The sequence below is a fragment of the Streptomyces tendae genome (genome assembly GCF_014650435.1).
Classification (GTDB): domain Bacteria; phylum Actinomycetota; class Actinomycetes; order Streptomycetales; family Streptomycetaceae; genus Streptomyces; species Streptomyces tendae.
Genome location: NZ_BMUY01000009.1, coordinates 292019 through 312382, shown reverse-complemented (window position 1 = coordinate 312382; position 20364 = coordinate 292019). Strand labels below are relative to the sequence as shown.

The 20364-nt window shown below is 70.8% G+C and carries 16 protein-coding genes; 3 read left to right on the top strand and 13 right to left on the bottom strand.

Annotation, left to right across the window (positions count from 1 at the left end; genetic code table 11):
- Window positions 1–25 precede the first annotated feature (25 nt).
- From ruvX to IE258_RS24690, 4 genes are read right to left on the bottom strand one after another with little or no spacing between them, the layout of a single operon-like run.
- Complete coding sequence (gene ruvX / locus IE258_RS24705) at window positions 26–490, bottom strand: Holliday junction resolvase RuvX (protein ID WP_229892395.1); 465 nt, start codon at window positions 488–490, stop codon at window positions 26–28.
- A 35-nt stretch (window positions 491–525) separates the two neighbouring features.
- Complete coding sequence (alaS, locus tag IE258_RS24700; RefSeq protein WP_189746838.1) at window positions 526–3198, bottom strand: alanine--tRNA ligase; 2673 nt, start codon at window positions 3196–3198, stop codon at window positions 526–528.
- Window positions 3198–3554: a hypothetical protein gene (locus IE258_RS24695; protein WP_159325252.1), complete on the bottom strand. Its 357-nt coding sequence runs from the start codon at window positions 3552–3554 to the stop codon at window positions 3198–3200. Before IE258_RS24695 ends, alaS begins: the two co-directional genes overlap by 1 nt.
- 7 nt (window positions 3555–3561) lie before the next feature.
- Complete coding sequence (locus IE258_RS24690) at window positions 3562–4011, bottom strand: DUF948 domain-containing protein (RefSeq protein WP_003977323.1); 450 nt, start codon at window positions 4009–4011, stop codon at window positions 3562–3564.
- Between the two features lie 165 nt (window positions 4012–4176).
- Between IE258_RS24690 and IE258_RS24685 the strand changes: the two genes are divergently transcribed.
- Window positions 4177–6366: an ATP-binding protein gene (locus IE258_RS24685; RefSeq protein ID WP_189746836.1), complete on the top strand. Its 2190-nt coding sequence runs from the start codon at window positions 4177–4179 to the stop codon at window positions 6364–6366.
- A 33-nt stretch (window positions 6367–6399) separates the two neighbouring features.
- On the opposite strand, the gene rpsD is transcribed toward IE258_RS24685, so the two are convergent.
- From rpsD to IE258_RS24660, 5 genes are all read right to left on the bottom strand, one after another.
- Entirely contained in the window at window positions 6400–7014 is a 615-nt protein-coding gene (rpsD, locus tag IE258_RS24680) for a 30S ribosomal protein S4 (protein ID WP_030185023.1), read from the bottom strand.
- 293 nt (window positions 7015–7307) lie between these two features.
- A complete protein-coding gene (locus IE258_RS24675) occupies window positions 7308–8663 on the bottom strand; it encodes a replication-associated recombination protein A (protein WP_127894816.1) in 1356 nt (451 codons plus the stop codon).
- Window positions 8664–8732: 69 nt separating this feature from the next.
- Window positions 8733–9395 (bottom strand): vitamin K epoxide reductase family protein, encoded by a 663-nt coding sequence (locus IE258_RS24670; protein WP_164276556.1) that lies wholly within the window; start codon window positions 9393–9395, stop codon window positions 8733–8735.
- 210 nt (window positions 9396–9605) lie between these two features.
- Entirely contained in the window at window positions 9606–10868 is a 1263-nt protein-coding gene (hisS, locus tag IE258_RS24665; protein ID WP_189746834.1) for a histidine--tRNA ligase, read from the bottom strand.
- An 11-nt stretch (window positions 10869–10879) separates the two neighbouring features.
- Complete coding sequence (locus IE258_RS24660; protein ID WP_189746832.1) at window positions 10880–11587, bottom strand: MBL fold metallo-hydrolase; 708 nt, start codon at window positions 11585–11587, stop codon at window positions 10880–10882.
- Between the two features lie 183 nt (window positions 11588–11770).
- Between IE258_RS24660 and IE258_RS24655 the strand changes: the two genes are divergently transcribed.
- Window positions 11771–12607: a peptidylprolyl isomerase gene (locus IE258_RS24655; RefSeq protein WP_189746830.1), complete on the top strand. Its 837-nt coding sequence runs from the start codon at window positions 11771–11773 to the stop codon at window positions 12605–12607.
- Window positions 12608–12742: 135 nt separating this feature from the next.
- On the top strand, window positions 12743–13972 hold the full coding sequence (locus tag IE258_RS24650; protein WP_127894821.1) for a DUF349 domain-containing protein: 1230 nt from the start codon (window positions 12743–12745) through the stop codon (window positions 13970–13972).
- Between the two features lie 88 nt (window positions 13973–14060).
- Here the strand turns inward: IE258_RS24650 and relA are convergent, their stop codons facing one another.
- The 4 genes from relA to secD form a co-directional block, all read right to left on the bottom strand.
- Complete coding sequence (gene relA, locus IE258_RS24645; protein WP_189746828.1) at window positions 14061–16604, bottom strand: GTP pyrophosphokinase; 2544 nt, start codon at window positions 16602–16604, stop codon at window positions 14061–14063.
- A 173-nt stretch (window positions 16605–16777) separates the two neighbouring features.
- A complete protein-coding gene (locus IE258_RS24640; protein ID WP_189746826.1) occupies window positions 16778–17326 on the bottom strand; it encodes an adenine phosphoribosyltransferase in 549 nt (182 codons plus the stop codon).
- The gene (gene secF, locus IE258_RS24635; protein ID WP_159325260.1) at window positions 17323–18444 is read right to left on the bottom strand and encodes a protein translocase subunit SecF; all 1122 of its coding nucleotides are present in this window, start codon (window positions 18442–18444) and stop codon (window positions 17323–17325) included. The genes IE258_RS24640 and secF overlap by 4 nt, the downstream gene beginning before the upstream one ends.
- 3 nt (window positions 18445–18447) lie before the next feature.
- Window positions 18448–20247 carry a protein translocase subunit SecD gene (gene secD, locus IE258_RS24630; RefSeq protein WP_189746824.1) on the bottom strand — a complete coding sequence of 600 codons (1800 nt, stop codon included), beginning with the start codon at window positions 20245–20247 and terminating at the stop codon, window positions 18448–18450.
- Window positions 20248–20364: the final 117 nt, after the last annotated feature.

Here is a 20364-nt window from a genome sequence, read left to right as displayed (position 1 = left end):
CGCGCGGAACGTTACCGTACCGCGATCAGATGACCACTTCGACGCCCTCGCCGGGTGGCCTGCCTGACACCCGTTCGGATTCGAGTGCCTGCTGGAGGATGATCACGGCGGCGGCCTGGTCGATGACGGACCGGCCCTTCTTGGACCTCACTCCGGAGGCGCGCAGCCCCTGGCTGGCGGTGACCGTCGTCATGCGTTCGTCGACCAGCCGGACCGGGACGGGCGCGATGCCCCTGGCCAGCTCCTGCGCGAAGCGCCTGACCTTGGCGGCGGCCGGGCCCTCGCCCCCCTTGAGGGAGCGAGGGAGGCCGACGACGACCTCGATGGGCTCGTACTCCGCGACCAGTTGCCGCAGACGTCGGTGCGCCGCCGGGACGTCGCGGCCGGGGACGGTCTCCACCGGGGTGGCGAGGATGCCGTCGGGGTCGCAGGAGGCGACCCCGATGCGGGCGTCGCCGACGTCGACGGCCAGGCGGCGGCCGCGGCGCATCACCGGGCCGTCCGTCCGGTCGTTCTCGGGCGTGCTCACTTGGCGGTGTCCGCCACGAGGCGCTCGACGGCGGCGACCGCGTCACCGATGGCGGCCGGGTTCTGGCCGCCGCCCTGGGCGACGTCCGGCTTGCCGCCACCGCCGCCGCCGAGGGTCTTGGCGGCGGTGCGCACCAGGTCACCGGCCTTGAGGCCACGCTCGCGGGCGGCCTCGTTGGTGGCGATGACGGTGAGGGGCTTGCCGTTGACCGTGGTGAACAGGGCGACCACGGCGGCCCGGCCGCCCTGGATGCGGCCGCGCACGTCGAGGACCAGCTTGCGCAGGTCGTCGGCGGTGGTGCCGTCGGGGACCTGGCCGGTCACCAGGGCCACGCCTCGCACGTCCTTGGCGGAGTCGGCGAGACCGCCGGCGGCCTGGAGGACCTTCTCGGCGCGGAACTTCTCGATCTCCTTCTCGGCGTCCTTGAGCTTGCCGAGCATCGCGGAGACCTTCTCCGGCAGCTCCTCGGGGCGGCCCTTGATCAGCTCCTGGAGCTGGGCGACGACCGTGTGCTCGCGGGCGAGGAAGCTGTAGGCGTCCACGCCGACCAGTGCCTCGATACGGCGCACACCGGAGCCGATGGAGGACTCACCGAGCAGCTTGACCAGGCCGAGCTGGGCGGTGTTGTGCACGTGGGTGCCGCCGCACAGCTCCTTGGAGAAGTCGCCGATGGTCACCACACGCACGCGCTCGCCGTACTTCTCGCCGAACTCGGCGATGGCGCCCTGCTTCCTGGCCTCGTCGATGCCCATGACGTCGGCGCGGACGTCGAGGTCGCGGGCGAGCACCTCGTTGATCTTCTGCTCGACGTCGGTCATCACGGCCGTCGGCACGGCGGACGGCGAGCCGAAGTCGAAGCGGAAGCGGCCGGGCTGGTTCTCGGAACCGGCCTGCGCGGCCGTCGGGCCGAGGGCGTCGCGCAGCGCCTGGTGGGTGAGGTGGGTCGCCGAGTGGGCGCGGGCGATGGCCTTGCGGCGGCGGTCGTCGATGGCTGCCTGGGCCTTGGCACCGACGGTGACCTCGCCGACCTGGACGACGCCCTTGTGGACGTAGACGCCCGGCACCGGCTTCTGGCAGTCGCGGACCTCGATCACGGCGCCGGTGTCGACCCGGATCCGGCCGGTGTCGCCGATCTGGCCGCCGCCCTCGGCGTAGAACGGGGTGCGGTCCAGGACGATCTCGACCTCGTCGCCCTCGGTGGCGGCCGGGGAGGAGGCGCCGTCGACGAGGATGCCGACGATCGTGGACTCGGTCTCGGTGTCGGTGTAGCCGACGAAGTCGGTGGCACCGGCCTTGTCGGCGATCTCCCGGTAGGCACCGGCACCGGCGTGGCCGGTCTTCTTGGCCTGGGCGTCGGCCTTGGCGCGCTCCCGCTGCTCCTTCATCAGGCGGCGGAAGCCGTCCTCGTCCACGGACAGCCCCTGCTCGGCGGCCATCTCCAGGGTGAGGTCGATCGGGAAGCCCCAGGTGTCGTGGAGCAGGAACGCCTTGTCGCCGGCGAGGACGGTGCCGCCCGCGGCCTTGGTGTCGGTGACGGCGGTGTCGAGGATGTTGGTGCCGGCCTTCAGCGTCTTCAGGAAGGCGTTCTCCTCGGCGAGGGCGACCTTCTCGATCCGCTCGCGGTCGGTGATCAGCTCGGGGTACTGCTGCCCCATCATGCCGATCACGACGTCGATCAGGTCCTTGACGACCGGCCCGGTGGCGCCGAGCAGCCGCATGTTGCGGATGGCGCGGCGCATGATGCGGCGCAGCACGTAGCCGCGGCCCTCGTTGCCGGGGGTGACGCCGTCGCCGATGAGCATCACGGAGGTGCGCATGTGGTCGGTGACCACGCGAAGGGAGACGTCCGAGGCCTGGGCGTCGCCGTAGGCCACGCCGGTCAGTTCGGTGGCCTTGTTGATGACGGCCATGGAGGTGTCGATCTCGTACATGTTCTGCACGCCCTGCAGAATCATGGCGAGGCGCTCCAGGCCGAGGCCGGTGTCGATGTTCTTGCTCGGCAGCTCGCCGAGGATCTCGAACTCCTCCTTGCCGATGCCCTCGCCCCGCTCGTACTGCATGAAGACGAGGTTCCAGATCTCCACGTACCGCTCGTCGTTGACGGCGGGGCCGCCCTCGGCGCCGAACTCGGGGCCGCGGTCGTAGTTGATCTCGGAGCAGGGGCCGCAGGGTCCGGGGACGCCCATGGACCAGTAGTTGTCCTTCTTGCCGAGGCGCTGGATGCGCTCGGAGGGGACGCCCACGACGTCGTGCCAGATGCGCTCGGCCTCGTCGTCGTCCTTGTACACGGTGATCCACAGGCGCTCGGGGTCGAGGCCGTAACCGCCCTTGTCCTGGGCGCTGGTGAGCAGCTCCCAGGCGTACTTGATGGCGCCTTCCTTGAAGTAGTCGCCGAAGGAGAAGTTGCCGCACATCTGGAAGAACGTGCCGTGCCGGGTGGTCTTGCCGACCTCTTCGATGTCCGGCGTGCGCACGCACTTCTGCACGCTGGTGGCGCGGTCGAAGGGCGGCTTGACCTCACCCAGGAAGTAGGGCTTGAAGGGCACCATGCCGGCCGGGACGAGGAGCAGAGTCGGGTCGTCCGCGATGAGCGACGCCGAAGGGACGACGGTGTGACCGCGCTCCTCGAAGAAGCTCAACCAGCGGCGACGAATCTCGGCCGACTCCATCAGTGGTCCTCATTCCGGTTGTACGAGTACGTCGTCCGCAGGTCGACGACGGACTTCGGGTCGTTGCGGTTCTCGATGGCGGCGTGCTGCCGCAGTGCGGGCAGTTCACGGTCGACGGGGGCGTTCAGGCCCAGCGCGTCGTCCAGTTCGGCCTCCCGCTGGGCCATGTTGTCGCGGACGTCGAGCGCGAAACCCACCGCGCGGTCCTTGACCCGGGTGCCCACGTCGAGCGCCTTGTTCGCCGCGGTGGCGGCGAGGCTGTCGGGGGTGAGCTGCTTGAGCTTCCGGTTGACCTTGGTGGTGGCCCACACACCGGCGGCCACGCCGGTGCCGAACCAGAACGTACGGCGGAACATCGCTCGGTCAGCCCTTCTTCCGCTTCGTCCGCCGCGCGGCCGGGAGCGTACGGCCCACGATCACGGTGCGCCGCGCCTGGTCGGCGGGGGCGGACATGTCCTCCTTGCGACCGCCGAGTGCCCGGCGCACGCCGTACCCGAACGCCGCGACCTTGACCAGCGGGCCGCCGAAGGTGGAGGCCACGGTGGTGGACAGCGCCGAGGCGTTCGAGGTGACCTCCTGGACGTCGGAGGCGATCGCGTCGACCCGGTCGATCTGGGTCTGCGCGCTGCGCACCGCCGCGGAGGCGTCGGCCAGCAGCGGGACGGCCTGGTCGGTCACGTCCGCCACGAGTTTGGTGGTCGTCCTGAGCGTCTGGGCCAGCCTCGCCAGTGCGACGGCGAGGAAGGAGACCAGGATCGCCCAGAAGACGGCCACCAGGATCCCGGCCACCTCGCCACCGGACACTGTGTGCACCCGCTCCCTGAAAGACGTGCCTGAACATCGGGAAAGTCGTGCACCGAGCCTATCGCGCCGGGCGCGGGGCTCCGTACCGGATTCCCGGTCGCGCGCGGCGCGGGGCGGTCCGGTTCGGCGAAGCGATTGTACGCAGTGAATACGGTTCAGTACGCTCCGTGTTTCATGCGAGACCATCGGCGCGACGGCATCCCGCACGGCAACCTCCCGCTGGAGCTCGACACGTTCGTGGGCAGAGCGGCACAACTGGCGGAGCTGGCCCGGACACTGGACTCCGCACGGCTGGTGACCGTCACCGGCGCCGGTGGCGTCGGCAAGTCCCGGCTGGCGGCGCGGGCGGCGGCGCGCCGCGCGCCCCGGGACGGGGTGTGGCGGGTGCAGCTGGCGCCGGTGCGCGACGAGGAGTTCGTCGACTACGCGGTCGTGGAGGCGCTGGGCCTGACCGACCACACGACCAGGCTGCCCCGGGAGACGCTGGTCGCGCACCTGGCCGAGCGGGAGCTGCTGCTGCTCCTGGACGGGGTCGAGCATCTGGTGGACGCCTGCGCGGCGCTGGTGACCGAGCTGCTGGGCCGGGCCCCGGGGCTGCGGGTGCTGGCGGTGGGGCGCAGACCGCTGGGCGTGGCCGGGGAGCGGCTCGTCCCGCTGGCGCCGCTGGGGACGGAGGAGGCGATGGAGCTGCTGACGGTCCGGGCCGGTCAGCGGAGCGTCACCTGCGGCTATGCCGCCGACCCGGACGCGGACCAGCGGGAGGTGCGCGAGCTGTGCCGGCGGCTGGACGGCATCCCGCTGGCGATCGAGCTGGCGGCGGGGCGTCTGGGCGCGCTGTCGCCGGGGCAGGTACTGCGCCGCCTGGACGACCGCTTCCGGCTGCTGACGGGCGGGGACCGCACCGCGCTGCCCAGGCACCGGACGCTGCGCACGGCGATCGGCTGGAGCCACGAGCTGTGCACGCCGCCCGAGCGGCTGCTGTGGGCGCGGCTGTCGGTGTTCGCCGGCCCGTTCGACCTGGAGGCCGCCGAGTACGTGTGCAGCGGGGACGGGCTGCCGGCCGACGACGTGCTCGACGTCCTGTCCGCCCTGCTCGCGCAGTCCGTGCTGACCCGCGAGGAGTCCCCGGCCGGGGTGCGCTACCGGATGCTCGACACGGTACGGGCGTACGGCGCCGACTGGCTGGCGGCGACGGGGGACGCGGACCGGCTGCGGCGGCGGCACCGGGACTGGTACGTGGGCCTGGCGACCTGGTGCGAGCTGGAGTGGTTCTCGCCGCGCCAGGGCGAGGTCGCCGCGCGGGTGGACGCCGAGCTGCCGAATCTGCGCGGCGCCCTGGAGCACTGCCTGGACGAGCCGGACGGGGCGCACCTGGGCCAGTACCTGGCGGGAGCCCTGTGGTTCCACTGGGTCGGCTGCGGACGGCTGTCGGAGGGGCGGCACTGGCTGGAGCAGGCGGTGCGGCTGGACGCGGAGCCGACGGCGGGCGAGCAGTCCCGGCTGAAGGCGCTGTGGGTGCTGGCCTACGTGGCGATCCTGCAGGGCGACACGGTGCCGGCGCTGGCGGCGCTCCAGGAGTGCCGCGAGGAGGCGGAGCGCTCGGCGAACCCGACGGCGGTGGCGTACGCGGAGCACCGCACCGGCTGTCTGGCCCTGGTGAGCGACGACATGCCGCGCGCGGAGCGGCTGTTGCGCTCCGCGCTGCACCGCTACCGGGAGATCGGTGAGCTGAACAGCAACGTGCTGATGGGCCAGGTGGAGCTGGCGATGGCGCGGGCCTTCCAGGGCGACCTGCCGGACGCGGTGCGCCTGTGCGAGGACGTGCGCCGGGTGTGCGAGGACCACGGGGAGCGCTGGGCGCGGGGATACGCCCTGTACGTGCTGGCGTACGCGGCCTGGAGCGAGGGCGAGCCGCTGCGCGCCCGCGAGCTGCTGGCCGACTGCCTGGGCAGTGCGCACCGCTTCCGCGACCAGCTCGGCTCGGTGCTGGCGGTGGAGCTGCTCGCCCTGGTCACGGTGGCGGAGGGCGATGCGGCTGAGGCCGCGGTGCTCCAGGGCGCGGCGGGCCGGATGTGGCCGTCGGTGGGGTTGCCGCTGTTCGGCTCGGCGCACTACAACGCGCCGCACGAGCTGTGCGAGGCGGCGGCCCGGGAGCAGCTGGGCGACGAGCGGTACGAGGAGTGCGTACGGCACGGGACGCTGCTGGGCCGCCGGGAGGCGGTGGCGCGGGCGCTGCGCCGGCCCGGGGTGGCCGTCTCGCTGCCGGCGCCGCGCTCGACCGCCGGGGGGCGGGCCGCGGCTAACGCCCGGACGGCGAAGCCCGCCGCCTCGCCCACCCGGAAGGGCGGGGAGACGGCGGGCTGAGGTACCGCGGGTGGTACTGCGCCGGGGCTGGGGTCAGCGGGCGTAGTACTCGACGACGAGCTGCTCGTCGCAGATCACCGGGATCTCCTTGCGGTTCGGCTCGCGGTCCAGGCGGAACGCCAGGGCCTTGAGGTTCACCTGGAGGTAGCGCGGGGTCTCGCCGTCGGGGGCGAAGCCACCCTCGCGGGCGATGGTGAAGAGCGTCTTCTCCTTGGAGCGCTCGCGCACCTGCACCACGTCGTCCGGGCGGACGCGGAAGGACGGCTTGTCGACCTTCTGGCCGTTGACCTGGATGTGGCCGTGGACGACCATCTGGCGGGCCTGGTAGATCGTGCGGGCGATGCCCGAACGCAGGACCAGCGCGTCGAGACGGCGCTCCAGCTCGATGACCAGGGCCTCACCGGTCTTCATGTTGGTCTTGGAGGCACGCTCGTAGGCGCGGACGAGCTGACGCTCGCTGAGGTCGTACTGCGCGCGCAGACGCTGCTTCTCGAGCAGACGGACCTTGTAGTCCGAGTTCTGCTTGCGGCCGCGGCCGTGCTCGCCCGGCGGGTAGGGGCGGGCCTCGAAGTACTTGACGGCCTTCGGGGTCAGCGCGATGCCGAGGGCACGCGACTTCTTGACCTTGGGGCGGGACTGGTTCGCCACTGTCTGTGTCTCTTCTCTAGGTTCCGGCTTGTCAGGGTTGAGGGAGGTCGCAATCCGCAGCCGGGGAAACCCGCCGGGTCCGCTCGGGACCTGCCGGGCAGCCGCTCCCTGGTCTGGGCACATACGTGCAGCACGCGAGTGGCCCACCGACCGCTCCCGGAACTCCGGGTGGTGGTGGGCTGCCCGCGACACCATCGACGGTGCGCGACGCTCCTGGAACCCGTGAGGGTTCCGGCCGGTCGTCCCGTTCTGACTGCACGGGACACGGCGCTTGGAGGGATTCTACAGGCTGCTCAGGACGGCTTGCGACCGAGGTGCCCGCGGGTCCACTCCACAGCGTCCGCGTACCGGGCCTCGGCGCCGTGCCGGGTCGGTGTGTAGTACGTCCGCTCCTTCAGCCCGTCCGGGGCGTACTGCTGGGCGGCGATGCCCTCGGGCAGGTCGTGCGGGTACACGTACCCCTGGCCGTGTCCCAGCTTGCCGGCGCCCTTGTAGTGGCTGTCGCGCAGGTGCGCCGGGACCGGGCCGGCGTGCCCCTTGCGCACGTCGTCCAGGGCTGCGCCGATGGCGGTGGTCGCGGCGTTGGACTTGGGGGCCAGCGCCAGGGCGATGGTGGCGTGGCTGAGGGTGAGGGCGGCTTCGGGGAAGCCGATCATGGCGACGGCCTGGGCGGCGGCGACGGCGATCTGCAGTGCGTTCGGATCGGCCAGGCCGATGTCCTCGCTGGCGGAGATCATCAGGCGCCGGGCGATGAAGCGTGGGTCCTCGCCGGCCTCGATCATCCGGGCCAGGTAGTGCAGGGCGGCGTCCACGTCGGAGCCGCGGATGGACTTGATCAGGGCGCTGGCGACGTCGTAGTGCTGGTCGCCGTCGCGGTCGTACTTCACCGCGGCGCGGTCGACCGTCTCCTCCAGCGTGGTCAGCCCGATCTCCGCCTCGCCCTTGTCGAGCGCGGCCCCGGCGGCGGCCTCCAGCGCGGTCAGCGCACGGCGGGCGTCGCCGCCGGCGATGCGCAGGAGGTGCTCCTCGGTGTCCTCGGGCAGGGTGACGGCGCCGCCCAGGCCGCGCTCGTCGGTCAGGGCGCGGCGCAGCAGGTCCCGGACGTCGTCGTCGGTGAGGGGTTCGAGGGTCAGGAGCAGGGAGCGGGACAGGAGCGGGGAGATCACCGAGAAGTACGGGTTCTCGGTGGTGGCGGCGATCAGGGTGACCCAGCGGTTCTCCACGGCCGGGAGCAGGGAGTCCTGCTGGGCCTTGCTGAAGCGGTGGATCTCGTCGAGGAAGAGGACGGTCTCCTTGCCGTACCCGCCGACCGCGCGGCGGGCGCCGTCGATGACCGCGCGGACCTCCTTGACGCCCGCGGTGATCGCCGACAGCTCCACGAAGCGCTTGTTGGTGGCCTTGGAGACGACGTACGCCAGGGTGGTCTTGCCGGTGCCAGGCGGCCCCCAGAGGATGACCGACGAGGGCCCCGCGGGACCGGACGCGCCCTCGCCGACCAGGCGGCGCAGCGGGGATCCGGGCTTGAGCAGGTGCTGCTGGCCGACGACCTCGTCGAGGGTGCGCGGGCGCATCCGCACGGCGAGGGGGCTGCCGGTCGGGTCCTTCTCCTGGCGTTCTTCGGCTGCGGCGGTGAACAGATCGGGCTCCACGCCTTGAACCCTAAATGACCGCACCGACAACGCGGCGGGCCCGGTGGGCCCGCCCTCGCGGAAGACCGGTCAGCTGGTCCAGAAGTCCCACCAGCGGGTGAGGACCATCATGCCGATGATGCCGATGTGCAGCACCGGCAGGACCCAGGTGAACTCGCCGAAGAACCCGCGCAGCCAGCCCGGCGCGGGCAGGAAGCCCTTGCGGACGTTGAAGGACGTCACGTACCAGAACATCAGGATCGTGGCGACCCAGGCCAGGCAGCACCACAGGCACAGCGAGTTGATCCGGTACAGGGACTGGAACTGCAGCCAGGAGACGAAGGCGACACCGAACAGGCAGCCGGCGTTGAAGGTCAGCCAGTACCAACGCGGGTAGGTGGCACGGGCGAGCAGGCTCATGCCGACGCAGATGACGATGCCGTAGGCGACGAGGCCGAGCATCGGGTTGGGGAAGCCGAAGACCGATGCCTGGTCGCTCTCCATGATGTTGCCGCAGGAGACGACCGGGTTGAGGCTGCAGCCGGGCGTGAAGGTGGTCCCGGCGACCTTGGCCTCGAGGATCTTCTGCTTGTCGATCGTGATGACCCAGGCGGCGAGCAGACCGGCCGCGCCCGTGATCACCAGCAGCAGGGCGAGGGCGCGGCTGCCGCCCTCGGTGCGCGGGGTGCGGGTGCCGCTGTCCGGCGCGGACTCTGCCACGGTGGAGACGTCCTTCACTGTCGTCTTGCTCATCACGCCGATTCCGTCACTGGGGTGTGGGACCTGCTTCGGGCAGGGGCCATTGTGCCGCACAAGCCTGTATGGGCACCGTTCGATGAGCCTATGAACAGATCGGCGATCACTCCGGAGCGGCGCGTTTTGGCCACCACCCGTTCCTCAGGGGCACGCGCGAGCGAAAACACGTGCCCCTGAAGGGTGTCGGCCCGCCGCCGAGTCGGCCCGCTAGCCGAGCCTCGACTCCAGCTCCGCCACGATCTCGTTGACGCCGATCGCGGACTGCTCGCCGGTCTCCATGTCCTTGAGCTGGACGACGCCCTCGGCGAGGTCGCGCTCGCCCAGGATCAGCGTGTAGCGGGCGCCCGAGCGGTTGGCCCCCTTCATCGCCGACTTGAGGCCCTTGTCTCCGTAGGAGAAGTCGGCGGCGACGCCGTTCTTGCGCAGCTCGGTGACCTTGGCGAACAGGATCCGGCGGGCCTCCTCGCCGAGCGGGACCGCGAAGACGGAGGTGGTGGACGGGATGTCCAGCTCGATGCCCTCCGCCTCCAGGGCGAGGACGGTGCGGTCGACACCGAGGGCCCAGCCGACCGAGGGCAGCGAGGGGCCGCCGATCATCTCGGACAGGCCGTCGTATCGGCCGCCGCCGCCCACCGCGGACTGGGAGCCGAGGCCGTCGTGGACGAACTCGAACGTCGTGCGCGTGTAGTAGTCCAGGCCGCGCACCAGCTTCGGGTCGTCCTCGAAGATCACGCCCGCCGCCGTGATCAGCTCGCGCACCTCCTCGTGGTACGCCTTGCAGGCGTCGCACAGGTAGTCGCGCAGCAGCGGGGCGTCGGTGAGCTGCTTCTGGACGTCGGGGCGCTTGTCGTCCAGGACGCGCAGCGGGTTGATCTCGGCGCGGCGCAAGGTGTCCTCGTCCAGGTCGAGACCGCGCAGGAAGTCCTGGAGGGCGGCCCGGTAGACGGGGCGGCACTCCTGGTCGCCCAGGGAGTTGAGCAGGATGCGGAAGTCCCGCAGGCCGAGCGCGCGGTACGACTGGTCGGCCAGGATGATCAGTTCGGCGTCCAGGGCCGGGTCCTCGGCGCCGATCGCCTCGGCGCCGACCTGGGAGAAGTGGCGGTAACGGCCCTTCTGGGGGCGCTCGTAGCGGTACTGCGAGCCCGAGTACCAGACCTTGACGGGCAGGCCGCCCGCCTTGTGCAGGTTGGCCTCCAGGACCGCGCGCAGTACGGGGGCGGTGGTCTCCGGGCGCAGGGCGAGCCGGTCGCCGCCCTTGGTCTCGAAGACATACATCTCCTTGGTCACGATGTCGGTGGACTCGCCGACACCGCGTGCGAACAGCTCGACGTTCTCGAAGCCGGGCGTCTCGATGTAGCCGTAGCCGGAGTTGCGCAGCGGGGCGGCGATCGCCTCGCGGACGGCCAGGTACTTGGCGGAGTCGGGCGGCAGCAGGTCGTACGTGCCCTTGGGGGCCTTGAAGGTGCTCACGGAAGGTCTCGTCACATTCCTCGTCGGGGCGCGTTCTGGGCGCCCTGGCCAACGGCCACCTGCCGCAAGTACGGGTTGGTGGCGCGTTCCTGGCCGATGGTCGTCTGGGGGCCGTGTCCGGACAGCACCACGGTCGTGTCGTCGAGCGGCAGGCACACGCGTGCCAGGGACTCGAGCAAGTCGTCCATGGAGCCGCCGGGGAGGTCGGTGCGTCCGATGGAGCCGGCGAACAGCAGATCGCCCGAGAACATGACCGGCGGGATGTCCGCCGCCTCGGGCAGGCCGAAGGTCACCGACCCCTTGGTATGGCCCGGGGCGTGCGCGACGGTCAGCTCCAGGCCGGCCAGCGCCAGCTTCGCGCCGTCGGTCAGCTCCTTGACGTCGTCGGGCTCCCCGACGGTCAGCTCGCCCATGAGCGGCATGCCGATGCTGCGGCCGATGCCCTTCTCGGGGTCGCTCATCATGTAGCGGTCCTCGGGGTGGATCCAGGCCGGCACGTCGTGGGCGCCGCAGACCGGGACGACCGAGGCGACGTGGTCGATGTGGCCGTGGGTGAGGACGACGGCGACGGGCTTGAGCCGATGCTTGCGGATCGCTTCCTCGACTCCGGGGGCCGCCTGGTGGCCCGGGTCGATGATCACGCACTCCTCACCGGCTGCGGGGGCGACGAGGTAGCAGTTCGTCCCCCAGGCACCGGCGGGGAACCCGGCAATGAGCACGATCGTCCTTCGTTTGTGTCGGTACGGGTGGGCTTGCGAACGGGTCGCGCCCATGGTCAGAGCCTACCGGCGGTGCCGATTCCTCAGCGAACCCATATACGGTACGGGGCTACACGCCCACGGTCGGCTCATCGCACCCACGCGTACCGGTCGGCACACGAAGACGCATGAGGAGAGAACCCGGTGGTCACCCAGGAGCAGCGGCGGCGTCAGCTCGCCCGGGAGAAGTTCTTGCGGCAGCAGCAGCGACGTACCTCCGCACGACGCAAGGCGCGCATGCGCAACGCCGCGATCGCCTCGGTGCTGGGCGTGATCCTGATCGGCAGCGTCGCGCTATACACGACCGGAGTGGTCCTGGGGGACGACGACGACAGCAAGACGAACGCGAGCGCCGAGGTCACGCCGAGCGCCTCGGCCCCGAGCAAGGCACCGGACCCGTGCGAGAAGCCCGCCGAGGGCAAGGTCAAGACGCAGACCTGGAAGAAGGAACCTGCGATGACCATCGACAAGTCGGCGAAGTACACGATGAAGCTGGCGACCACGTGCGGTGACATAGACCTCGCACTGAAGGCGGACGCGGCACCGCACACCGTCAACTCGTTCGACTTCCTGGCGGGCAAGGGCTTCTTCGACCACACGAAGTGCCACCGGCTCACCACCGAGGGCATCTACGTGCTCCAGTGCGGCGACCCCACGGCCCAGGGCAACGGCGGTCCCGGCTACAACATCCCGGACGAGAACCTCAAGGACAAGAGCCTCAAGGACAACGTGTACCCGGCGGGCACGGTGGCGATGGCGAACACCGGTCAGCCGGACTCCGGCGGCAGCCAGTTCTTCCTCGTGTACCAGGACAGCCAGCTGCCCCCGAGCTACACGCCGTTCGGCACCGTGTCGAAGGAGGGCATGACCGTGCTGAAGAAGATCGCCTCCGCGGGAGCCCAGCCCGCGGACCCCACGACGGGCAACACGGCGCCCAACGCGACGGTCGTGATCGACAAGGCCACCGTCACGAAATCCTGACCCTCATCAGCGAAAGTTCGGTCGTGCGGGATGCGGACAGGCCACCCGCCGGTCGCCTATGTTGGCCGTGACGAAACTGTGGACGATGCCCGGGGGTAGCGAAGCCCTCCGCAGGCATCATGTGGAGGAGGCGCTGTGAGCAGCGACCCGTGGGGCCGCGTCGACGAGACGGGGACCGTGTACGTGCGTACGGCCGACGGCGAGAAGGTCGTCGGTTCCTGGCAGGCAGGCTCCCCCGAGGAGGCACTGGCCTACTTCGAACGCAAGTACGAAGGACTGGTTGTCGAGATCGGCCTCCTCGAAAAGCGGGTGAAGACCACCGACCTGTCGGCCAAGGACGCCCAGACCGCCATCGACCACCTGCGCGAGCAGGTGGACGCGCACCACGCGGTCGGCGACCTGGAGGCGCTGCGGACCCGGCTGGACCAGCTCGTCGCGCTCGTGGAGGCACGGCGCGAGGAGCGCAAGGCCCAGCGGGCCAAGCAGTCCGACGAGGCCCGCGGTGCCAAGGAGGCCCTGGTCGCCGAGGCCGAGGAGCTGGCGCGCTCGGACCAGTGGCGGGCGGCCGGTGAGCGGCTGCGCTCCCTGGTCGACACCTGGAAGGGCCTGCCTCGCCTGGACCGCAAGTCCGACGACGAGCTGTGGCACCGCTTCTCGCACGCGCGCTCGGCGTTCTCCAAGCGCCGCAAGCAGCACTTCGCCCAGCTCGACGCGCAGCGCGAGGAGGCCCGCCGGACCAAGGAGCGGCTGGTCTCCGAGGCCGAGGCGCTGTCGAACTCGACGGACTGGGGACCGACGGCCGCGCGCTACCGCGACCTGATGTCCGAGTGGAAGGCCGCGGGCCGCGCCCAGCGCGAGCACGAGGACGACCTGTGGAACCGCTTCCGCGGCGCCCAGGACGTCTTCTTCGCCGCCCGCAGCTCGGTCTTCGCGGAACGGGACGCCGAGCAGACGGAGAACCTGAAGCTCAAGGAGGAGCTGGCCGAGGAGGCCGAGAAGCTCGTCCCGGTCACCGACCTCAAGGCGGCCCGCGCCGCGTTCCGTTCGGTCAACGAGCGCTGGGAGGCCATCGGCCACGTCCCGCGCGACGCCCGGCCGAAGGTCGAGGGGCGGATGCACGCGGTCGAGCGGGCCCTCCAGGAGGCCGAGGAGGCCGAGTGGCGCCGGACCAACCCGGAGGCACGCGCGCGTGCCGAGGGCCTGACCGGTCAGCTCCAGGCGGCCGTGGACAAGCTGCGCTCCCAGATCGAGCAGGCGCGCGCCCAGGGCAACGACGCCAAGGCCGACAAACTCGCGCGTGAGCTGGAGGGCCGCCAGGCCCTGCTCGACCAGGCGCTCAAGGGGCTGCACGAGTTCGGCGGCTGACGGTCGCGGACCGGACACGAGAGGGGCTCCCGTACGGCGTGTACGGGAGCCCCTCTCGTGTGTGCGCCCGCGCGGCCGCCCGCGACGGCTACGACGGCCTGCGCGCCGACGTCACCCGGTAGACGTCGTAGACGCCCTCGACGCCGCGTACGGCCTTCAGGACGTGCCCCAGGTGCTTCGGGTCGCCCATCTCGAAGGTGAAGCGGGAGGTGGCCACCCGGTCGCGGGAGGTCTGGACGGCCGCCGAGAGGATGTTGACGTGCTGGTCGGACAGCACCCGCGTGACGTCCGACAGCAGCCGGGAGCGGTCCAGCGCCTCGACCTGGATGGCGACCAGGAAGACCGAGGACTGGGTGGGCGCCCACTCGACCTCGAGGATGCGCTCGGGCTCCCGGGACAGCGAGTCCACGTTCACGCAGTCGCTGCGGTGGACGGAGACACCGCTGCCGCGGGTGACGAAGCCGATGATCGGGTCGCCGGGGACGGGCGTGCAGCAGCGGGCCAGCTTGACCCACACGTCCTCGACGCCCTTGACGACCACACCCGGGTCGGCGTTCGCTCGGCGCTTGCGGCCGCGTCCCCGGGACGGCGGGACCGACTCGTCGATCTCCTCGGTGGCCGCCTCCTCGCCGCCGAGCGCCTGGACCAGCTTCTGCACGATGTTCTGCGCGGAGACATGGCCCTCGCCGATCGCCGCGTACAGCGCGGAGATGTCCGAGTAACGCATCTCGTGGGCGAGCGTGACCAGGGAGTCGCCGGTCAGGATGCGCTGGATCGGCAGGTTCTGCTTGCGCATCGCGCGGACGATGGCGTCCTTGCCCTGCTCGATCGCCTCGTCGCGGCGCTCCTTGGAGAACCAGCCGCGGATCTTGTTGCGGGCGCGCGGTGACTTCACGAAGCCCAGCCAGTCGCGGGAGGGGCCCGCGCCGGCCGCCTTGGAGGTGAAGACCTCCACCAGGTCGCCGTTGTCCAGGGTCGACTCCAGTGGCACCAGCCGCCCGTTGACCCGCGCCCCTATGGTGCGGTGGCCGACCTCGGTGTGGACCGCGTAGGCGAAGTCCACCGGGGTGGCCCCGGCGGGGAGCGCTATGACGTCGCCCTTGGGGGTGAAGACGAACACCTCGTTGCGGGAGAGGTCGAAGCGCAGGGACTCCAGGAACTCGCCGGGGTCCTCGGTCTCCTTCTGCCAGTCGAGCAGCTGGCGCAGCCACGCCATGTCGTTGAGGTGGTCGTCCTTGCTCTTGCCGGACGACCTGGGGGCGTCGGTGCGCACCTTGGAGGCGCCGGCGACGGCCTCCTGCTTGTACTTCCAGTGCGCGGCGATGCCGTACTCCGCGCGGCGGTGCATGTCGAAGGTGCGGATCTGCAGCTCGACCGGCTTGCCGCCGGGCCCGATGACCGTGGTGTGCAGCGACTGGTACATGTTGAACTTGGGCATCGCGATGTAGTCCTTGAACCGCCCCGGAACCGGGTTCCAGCGGGCGTGGACCGTGCCGAGCGCCGCGTAGCAGTCGCGGACGGTGTCCACCAGGACGCGGATGCCCACCAGGTCGTAGATCTCCGCGAAGTCCCGGCCGCGGACGATCATCTTCTGGTAGACGCTGTAGTAGTGCTTGGGACGGCCGGTGACGGTCGCCTTGATGCGGGCCGCGCGCAGGTCCTGCTGGACCTCGTCGGTGACGACGGCCAGGTACTCGTCGCGCTTGGGGGCGCGCTCGGCGACCAGGCGGACGATCTCGTCGTACATCTTGGGGTAGAGGATCGCGAAGGCGAGGTCCTCCAGCTCCCACTTGATGGTGTTCATGCCCAGCCGGTGGGCGAGCGGCGCGTAGATCTCCAGGGTCTCGCGCGCCTTCTTCTCCTGCTTCTCGCGCTTGAGGTAACGCATGGTGCGCATGTTGTGCAGGCGGTCGGCGAGCTTGATGACCAGGACGCGCGGGTCCTTGGCCATGGCGACGACCATCTTGCGCACGGTCTCGGCCTGCGCGGCCTCGCCGAACTTGACCTTGTCCAGCTTGGTGACGCCGTCGACGAGGAGGGTGACCACGTCGCCGAAGTCGCGGCGCAGGTCCTCCAGGCCGTACTCGGTGTCCTCGACGGTGTCGTGCAGCAGCCCGGCCATCAGCGTGGCCGGATCCATGCCCAGCTCGGCCAGGATGGTGGTGACGGCGAGCGGGTGCGTGATGTACGGGTCGCCGCTCTTGCGCTTCTGGCCGCGGTGCCAGCGTTCGGCGACCTGGTAGGCGCGCTCGATCTGGCGCAGGGTCGCCGTCTCGATCTTGGGGTCGTTGCCGCGCACTATGCGCAGCAGCGGCTCCAGGACCGGGTTGTACGGGTTGGCGCGCTGCACGCCGAGGCGGGCCAGGCGGGCGCGGACGCGGTTGGAGGAGCCGGAGCGGGCGGGCTGGCCTGCGGGGGCGCGGACCACCGGCGCGTTCTGCGGGCGCTCGGCCGGCAGCGGCTTGGGGCGCGGCTGCTGCTCGGCCGGCTTGTCGACGGGCGCTGCCGGGGCGTGCTGGATCGGCCCACGCGTGTCGTTCTTCGCCTGGGGCCCGCTCGGCGCGGGCTTCGCCGCGGACGCCGAGGCGGACTCGGGCTTTGCGGCGGTCAGTGGCTGGGCCTCGTCTGGCAAGAGGACTCCTCGTGCGCGATCCGGGTCCCCCGGTCAGGCTCCGGATACCCCATGGTAGCGATCCTGCCCTCCAGGATCGCCTTCTGGCCAATGTGAGGGCGGTCAACCCGTGCAACGCCTGGGGCGGGCGCCGGATTCCTCCGGGCCCGCCCCAGGGGTGCGGTTCGCACGGTTCAGACCGTGAGCAGCGCCTTCAGCGGGGCCCCGGCCAGAGCGGGCTCCAGCCGGGCCCGCCCGTCGAGGAAGCCCAGCTCCATCAGCACGGCCAGGCCCGCGACATCGGCTCCGGCCCGGCGGATCAGCTCCAGCGATGCCTCGGCGGTGCCGCCGGTGGCGAGGACGTCGTCGACGACCAGCACGCGGTCGCCCGCGGTGAGGTCCTCGGCGTGCACCTCGATCTCGGCGGAGCCGTACTCCAGGTCGTACGCCTGGCTGAGCGTGGCTCCGGGGAGCTTGCCCGCCTTGCGTACGGGAATGAAGCCGAGGCCCGCCCTGAGGGCCACCGGGGCGCCGAGGATGAAGCCGCGGGCCTCCAGGCCGACGACCTTGGTGGCACCGGTGTCCCGGGCCACGTCGGCGAGGGCGTCGGTGAGCGCGGCGAAGGCCGCCGGGTCCGCCAGGAGCGGGGTGATGTCCTTGAACACCACGCCCGGCTCCGGGTAGTCGGCCACGTCGCGGATGCGGCTGAGCAGCAGCTCCGTGATGTCGGTCGTCCCGGTCATCGGCGCTTCCCCGAGGGTCGGCCGCGGCCCCTGCCGCGGGACGCGGGCTGGTTGCGGGGGCCGACCACCGCGGGTGCCGCGTCGTCCGGCTCGTCGGCGTCGTACGCCCCCTCGTCGGCCGCGGACTCCGCGCTCTCGCCCTTGGCGGCCGCCTGGGCGCGCTTGGCGAGGACCCGCTTCTTGAGGGCCTTCATCTGCGGCTCGGCCTCCTTGAGGTCGGCGACGAGCGGCGTGGCGATGAAGATCGACGAGTAGGCGCCGGCCGCGAGGCCGACGAACAGCGACAGGGAGATGTCGTTCAGCATGCCGGCGCCGAGGACACCGCCGCCGATGAACAGCAGGCCCGCCACCGGCAGCAGCGCGACCACCGTGGTGTTGATGGAGCGGACCAGGGTGCTGTTGATCGACCGGTTGGCGATCTCCGCGTAGGTCCAGCGGGTCTGTTTGGTGATGTCCCGGGTCTGCTCCTTGAGGCTGTCGAAGACGACGACCGTGTCGTAGAGCGAGTAGCCGAGGATCGTCAGCAGGCCGATCACCGTGCCGGGTGTGACCTCGAAGCCGACGAGGGCGTAGATGCCCACCGTGATGGTGATGTCGTGGATCAGCGCGACGAAGGCGGCCAGTGCCATCCGCCACTCGAACGCGATCGCCAGGTAGATCACCACCAGGACCATGAAGATCCCGAGGCCCTGCCATGCCTTGTTCGCGATCTGGTCACCCCAGCTGGGGCCGACCAGGTCGGCGTTGATCTTCTCCGCGGAGACGTCCAGGTTCTTGGAGAGGTCCTCCTTGATCTGGTCCGACTGCTGGGTGTCGGTGCCCGCGATCTGGATGCGGAGGCTGCCGTCGCCGAGCTTCTGGACGATGGCGTCGTGGCCGGACGCCTCCTCCGCCCAGGTCTCGGTCTGGGCGACCGAGGCGCTCATGTTCTTCGGGGTGGTGAAGACCGCGCCGCCCTGGAACTCGATGCCCATGTGCAGGCCGCGCACCGCCAGGCCGACGATGGCCGTGATGGTGATGAGGATCGAGATGCCGTACCAGATCTTGCGGTTCTTGACGAAGTCGTAGCCGACCTCGCCGTGGTGCAGTCGGGCGCCGAGTGTGCCGAGCTTCGACATCTCTCACGCCTCCTTCGGGTCGACAGGGCCGGCGGCAGGACGGGACGGACGGCGGGTGCGGCGCAGCGGGGGCTTGGCACCCAGGGCCTTGGGGTCGAGGCCGGACCACTTGTGACCGCTGGAGAAGAACTTGCGCCGGGCCATCAGCGTCAGCAGCGGCTTGGTGAACAGGAACACCACCACCACGTCGAGCAGGGTCGTCAGGCCGAGCGTGAACGCGAAGCCCTGCACCTTGCCCACGGTGACGACGAAGAGCACCGCGGCGGCGAGGAAGGACACGAAGTCGGAGACGAGGATGGTGCGCCGGGCGCGCGGCCAGGCACGCTCGACGGCGGGTCGCAGCGTGCGGCCCTCCCGGATCTCGTCCCGGACGCGTTCGAAGTACACGATGAACGAGTCCGCCGTGATGCCGATGGCGACGATGGCACCGCACACGGCCGGCAGGTTCAGCGCGAAGCCGATGGTCGGGCCGAGCAGCGCCATGATCACGTACGTGAGACCGGCCGAGACCAGCAGCGAGCAGACCGCGATGAACGACAGTCCGCGGTAGTAGAACAGCAGGTAGAGGACGACCAGGGCGAGACCGATCGCGCCCGCGATCAGGCCGGCGTGAAGCTGCTCACCGCCGAGCGCGGCGGTGACGGTGGTGACGCTGTCCTCCTTGAAGGTCAGCGGCAGCGCGCCGTAGGATAGCATGTTGGCGAGGCTCTGGGCCTCCTCCTGGTCGAAGCTGCCGGAGATCTCCGCGTTGCCGCCGGTGAGCGCCTGGCTGACGTACGGGTCGGAGACGACCTCGTTGTCCAGGACGATGGCGAACTGGTTCTGCGGGGACTGGTTCTGCGCCAGCTTGCCGGTGATGTCCGCGAACTTCTTGCTGCCCTTGTCCGTGAACTTCATCGTCACGGTCCAGCCGGCGGCGGTCTGCGTGTTGTAGACGGCCTCGGCCTCGTCGACCTCGGTGCCGTCGACCGCGGCGGCGCCGAGGATGTACTTCTGCCACTGGCCCTGCGAGTTCTGGCCGCAGGCCACGGTCTGCTCGCTCGGCTTGGCGCCGTCGCCGGCCTTGGCGCGGGCGTTCTTGTCGGTGCAGTCCAGAGCCGCGTACTGCTGCTGCAGCTTGGCGGTGGCGTCGTCGCCGGAGGCGCTGGCGCTCGGGGACGGGGAGGCTCCGTCGGAGCTGGTCGCGGACGGGCTGGGGTCGGCCTTCAGGGCGTCGCTGGCGGCGCGGCCCTGGGAGGTGGCGCTCGCCGACGCGGAGTCGGACGGCGTGCCGCTCGCCTTGTCGCCGTCGGTGGCCTTGTCGCCGTCGGTCGCCTTGTCCGTGGCCTTGTCGGTCGCCTTGTCCGAGGCGCCGCCGGTCTCGCTCGCCGAGGGGGTGCCGGTCGCGTTGGCGCCGGAGAGTTCGGTGGCGAGGACCGGACGGAAGTACAGCTTGGCGGTGGTGCCGACCTGCTGCCGGGCTTCCTTCGAGTTCGTCCCCTTGGGGATGTTGACGATGATGTTCCGGTCGCCCTGGGTCTGGACCTCGGCCTCGGAAACACCCAGACCATTGACACGGCGGTTCATGATCTCGACCGCGGTGTCCATGTTGGTCTTGTTGATCGCGGACTCCTGGCCCGCCTCCGGCACGGCCCGCAGGGTGATGCTCGTGCCACCAGCCAGGTCGATACCGAGACGCGGAGTCGTGTGCCCGGAGGCGAACATGCCTCCGGTGAGCGCCACGATGGCGATCAGGATCAGGGCCAGCGAGCGCCCGGGCTTACTCTGAGCGCTCGCATTCTTTCCCTTTTTAGGTGCTACCACCTTTGTGTACTCCCTCTCGGGCCGCTTCGCGCCCAGAAGGCGTCACCGGCGGCCATCACATGGTGTCCGGATCCGTGCGAGCCGCGCGTCACGCGGGGTGCGCGGGAACCCGTCCCG

Bases quoted from the DNA above. Each gene is read 5' to 3' on its own strand.
- IE258_RS24695 (WP_159325252.1), bottom strand. From the start codon at position 3,554: ATGTTCCGCCGTACGTTCTGGTTCGGCACCGGCGTGGCCGCCGGTGTG.
- IE258_RS24685 (WP_189746836.1), top strand. From the start codon at position 4,177: ATGCGAGACCATCGGCGCGACGGCATCCCGCACGGCAACCTCCCGCTG.
- alaS (WP_189746838.1), bottom strand. From the start codon at position 3,198: ATGGAGTCGGCCGAGATTCGTCGCCGCTGGTTGAGCTTCTTCGAGGAG.
- secF (WP_159325260.1), bottom strand. From the start codon at position 18,444: ATGTCGAAGCTCGGCACACTCGGCGCCCGACTGCACCACGGCGAGGTC.
- IE258_RS24640 (WP_189746826.1), bottom strand. From the start codon at position 17,326: ATGACCGGGACGACCGACATCACGGAGCTGCTGCTCAGCCGCATCCGC.
- IE258_RS24670 (WP_164276556.1), bottom strand. From the start codon at position 9,395: ATGAGCAAGACGACAGTGAAGGACGTCTCCACCGTGGCAGAGTCCGCG.
- ruvX (WP_229892395.1), bottom strand. From the start codon at position 490: ATGCGCCGCGGCCGCCGCCTGGCCGTCGACGTCGGCGACGCCCGCATC.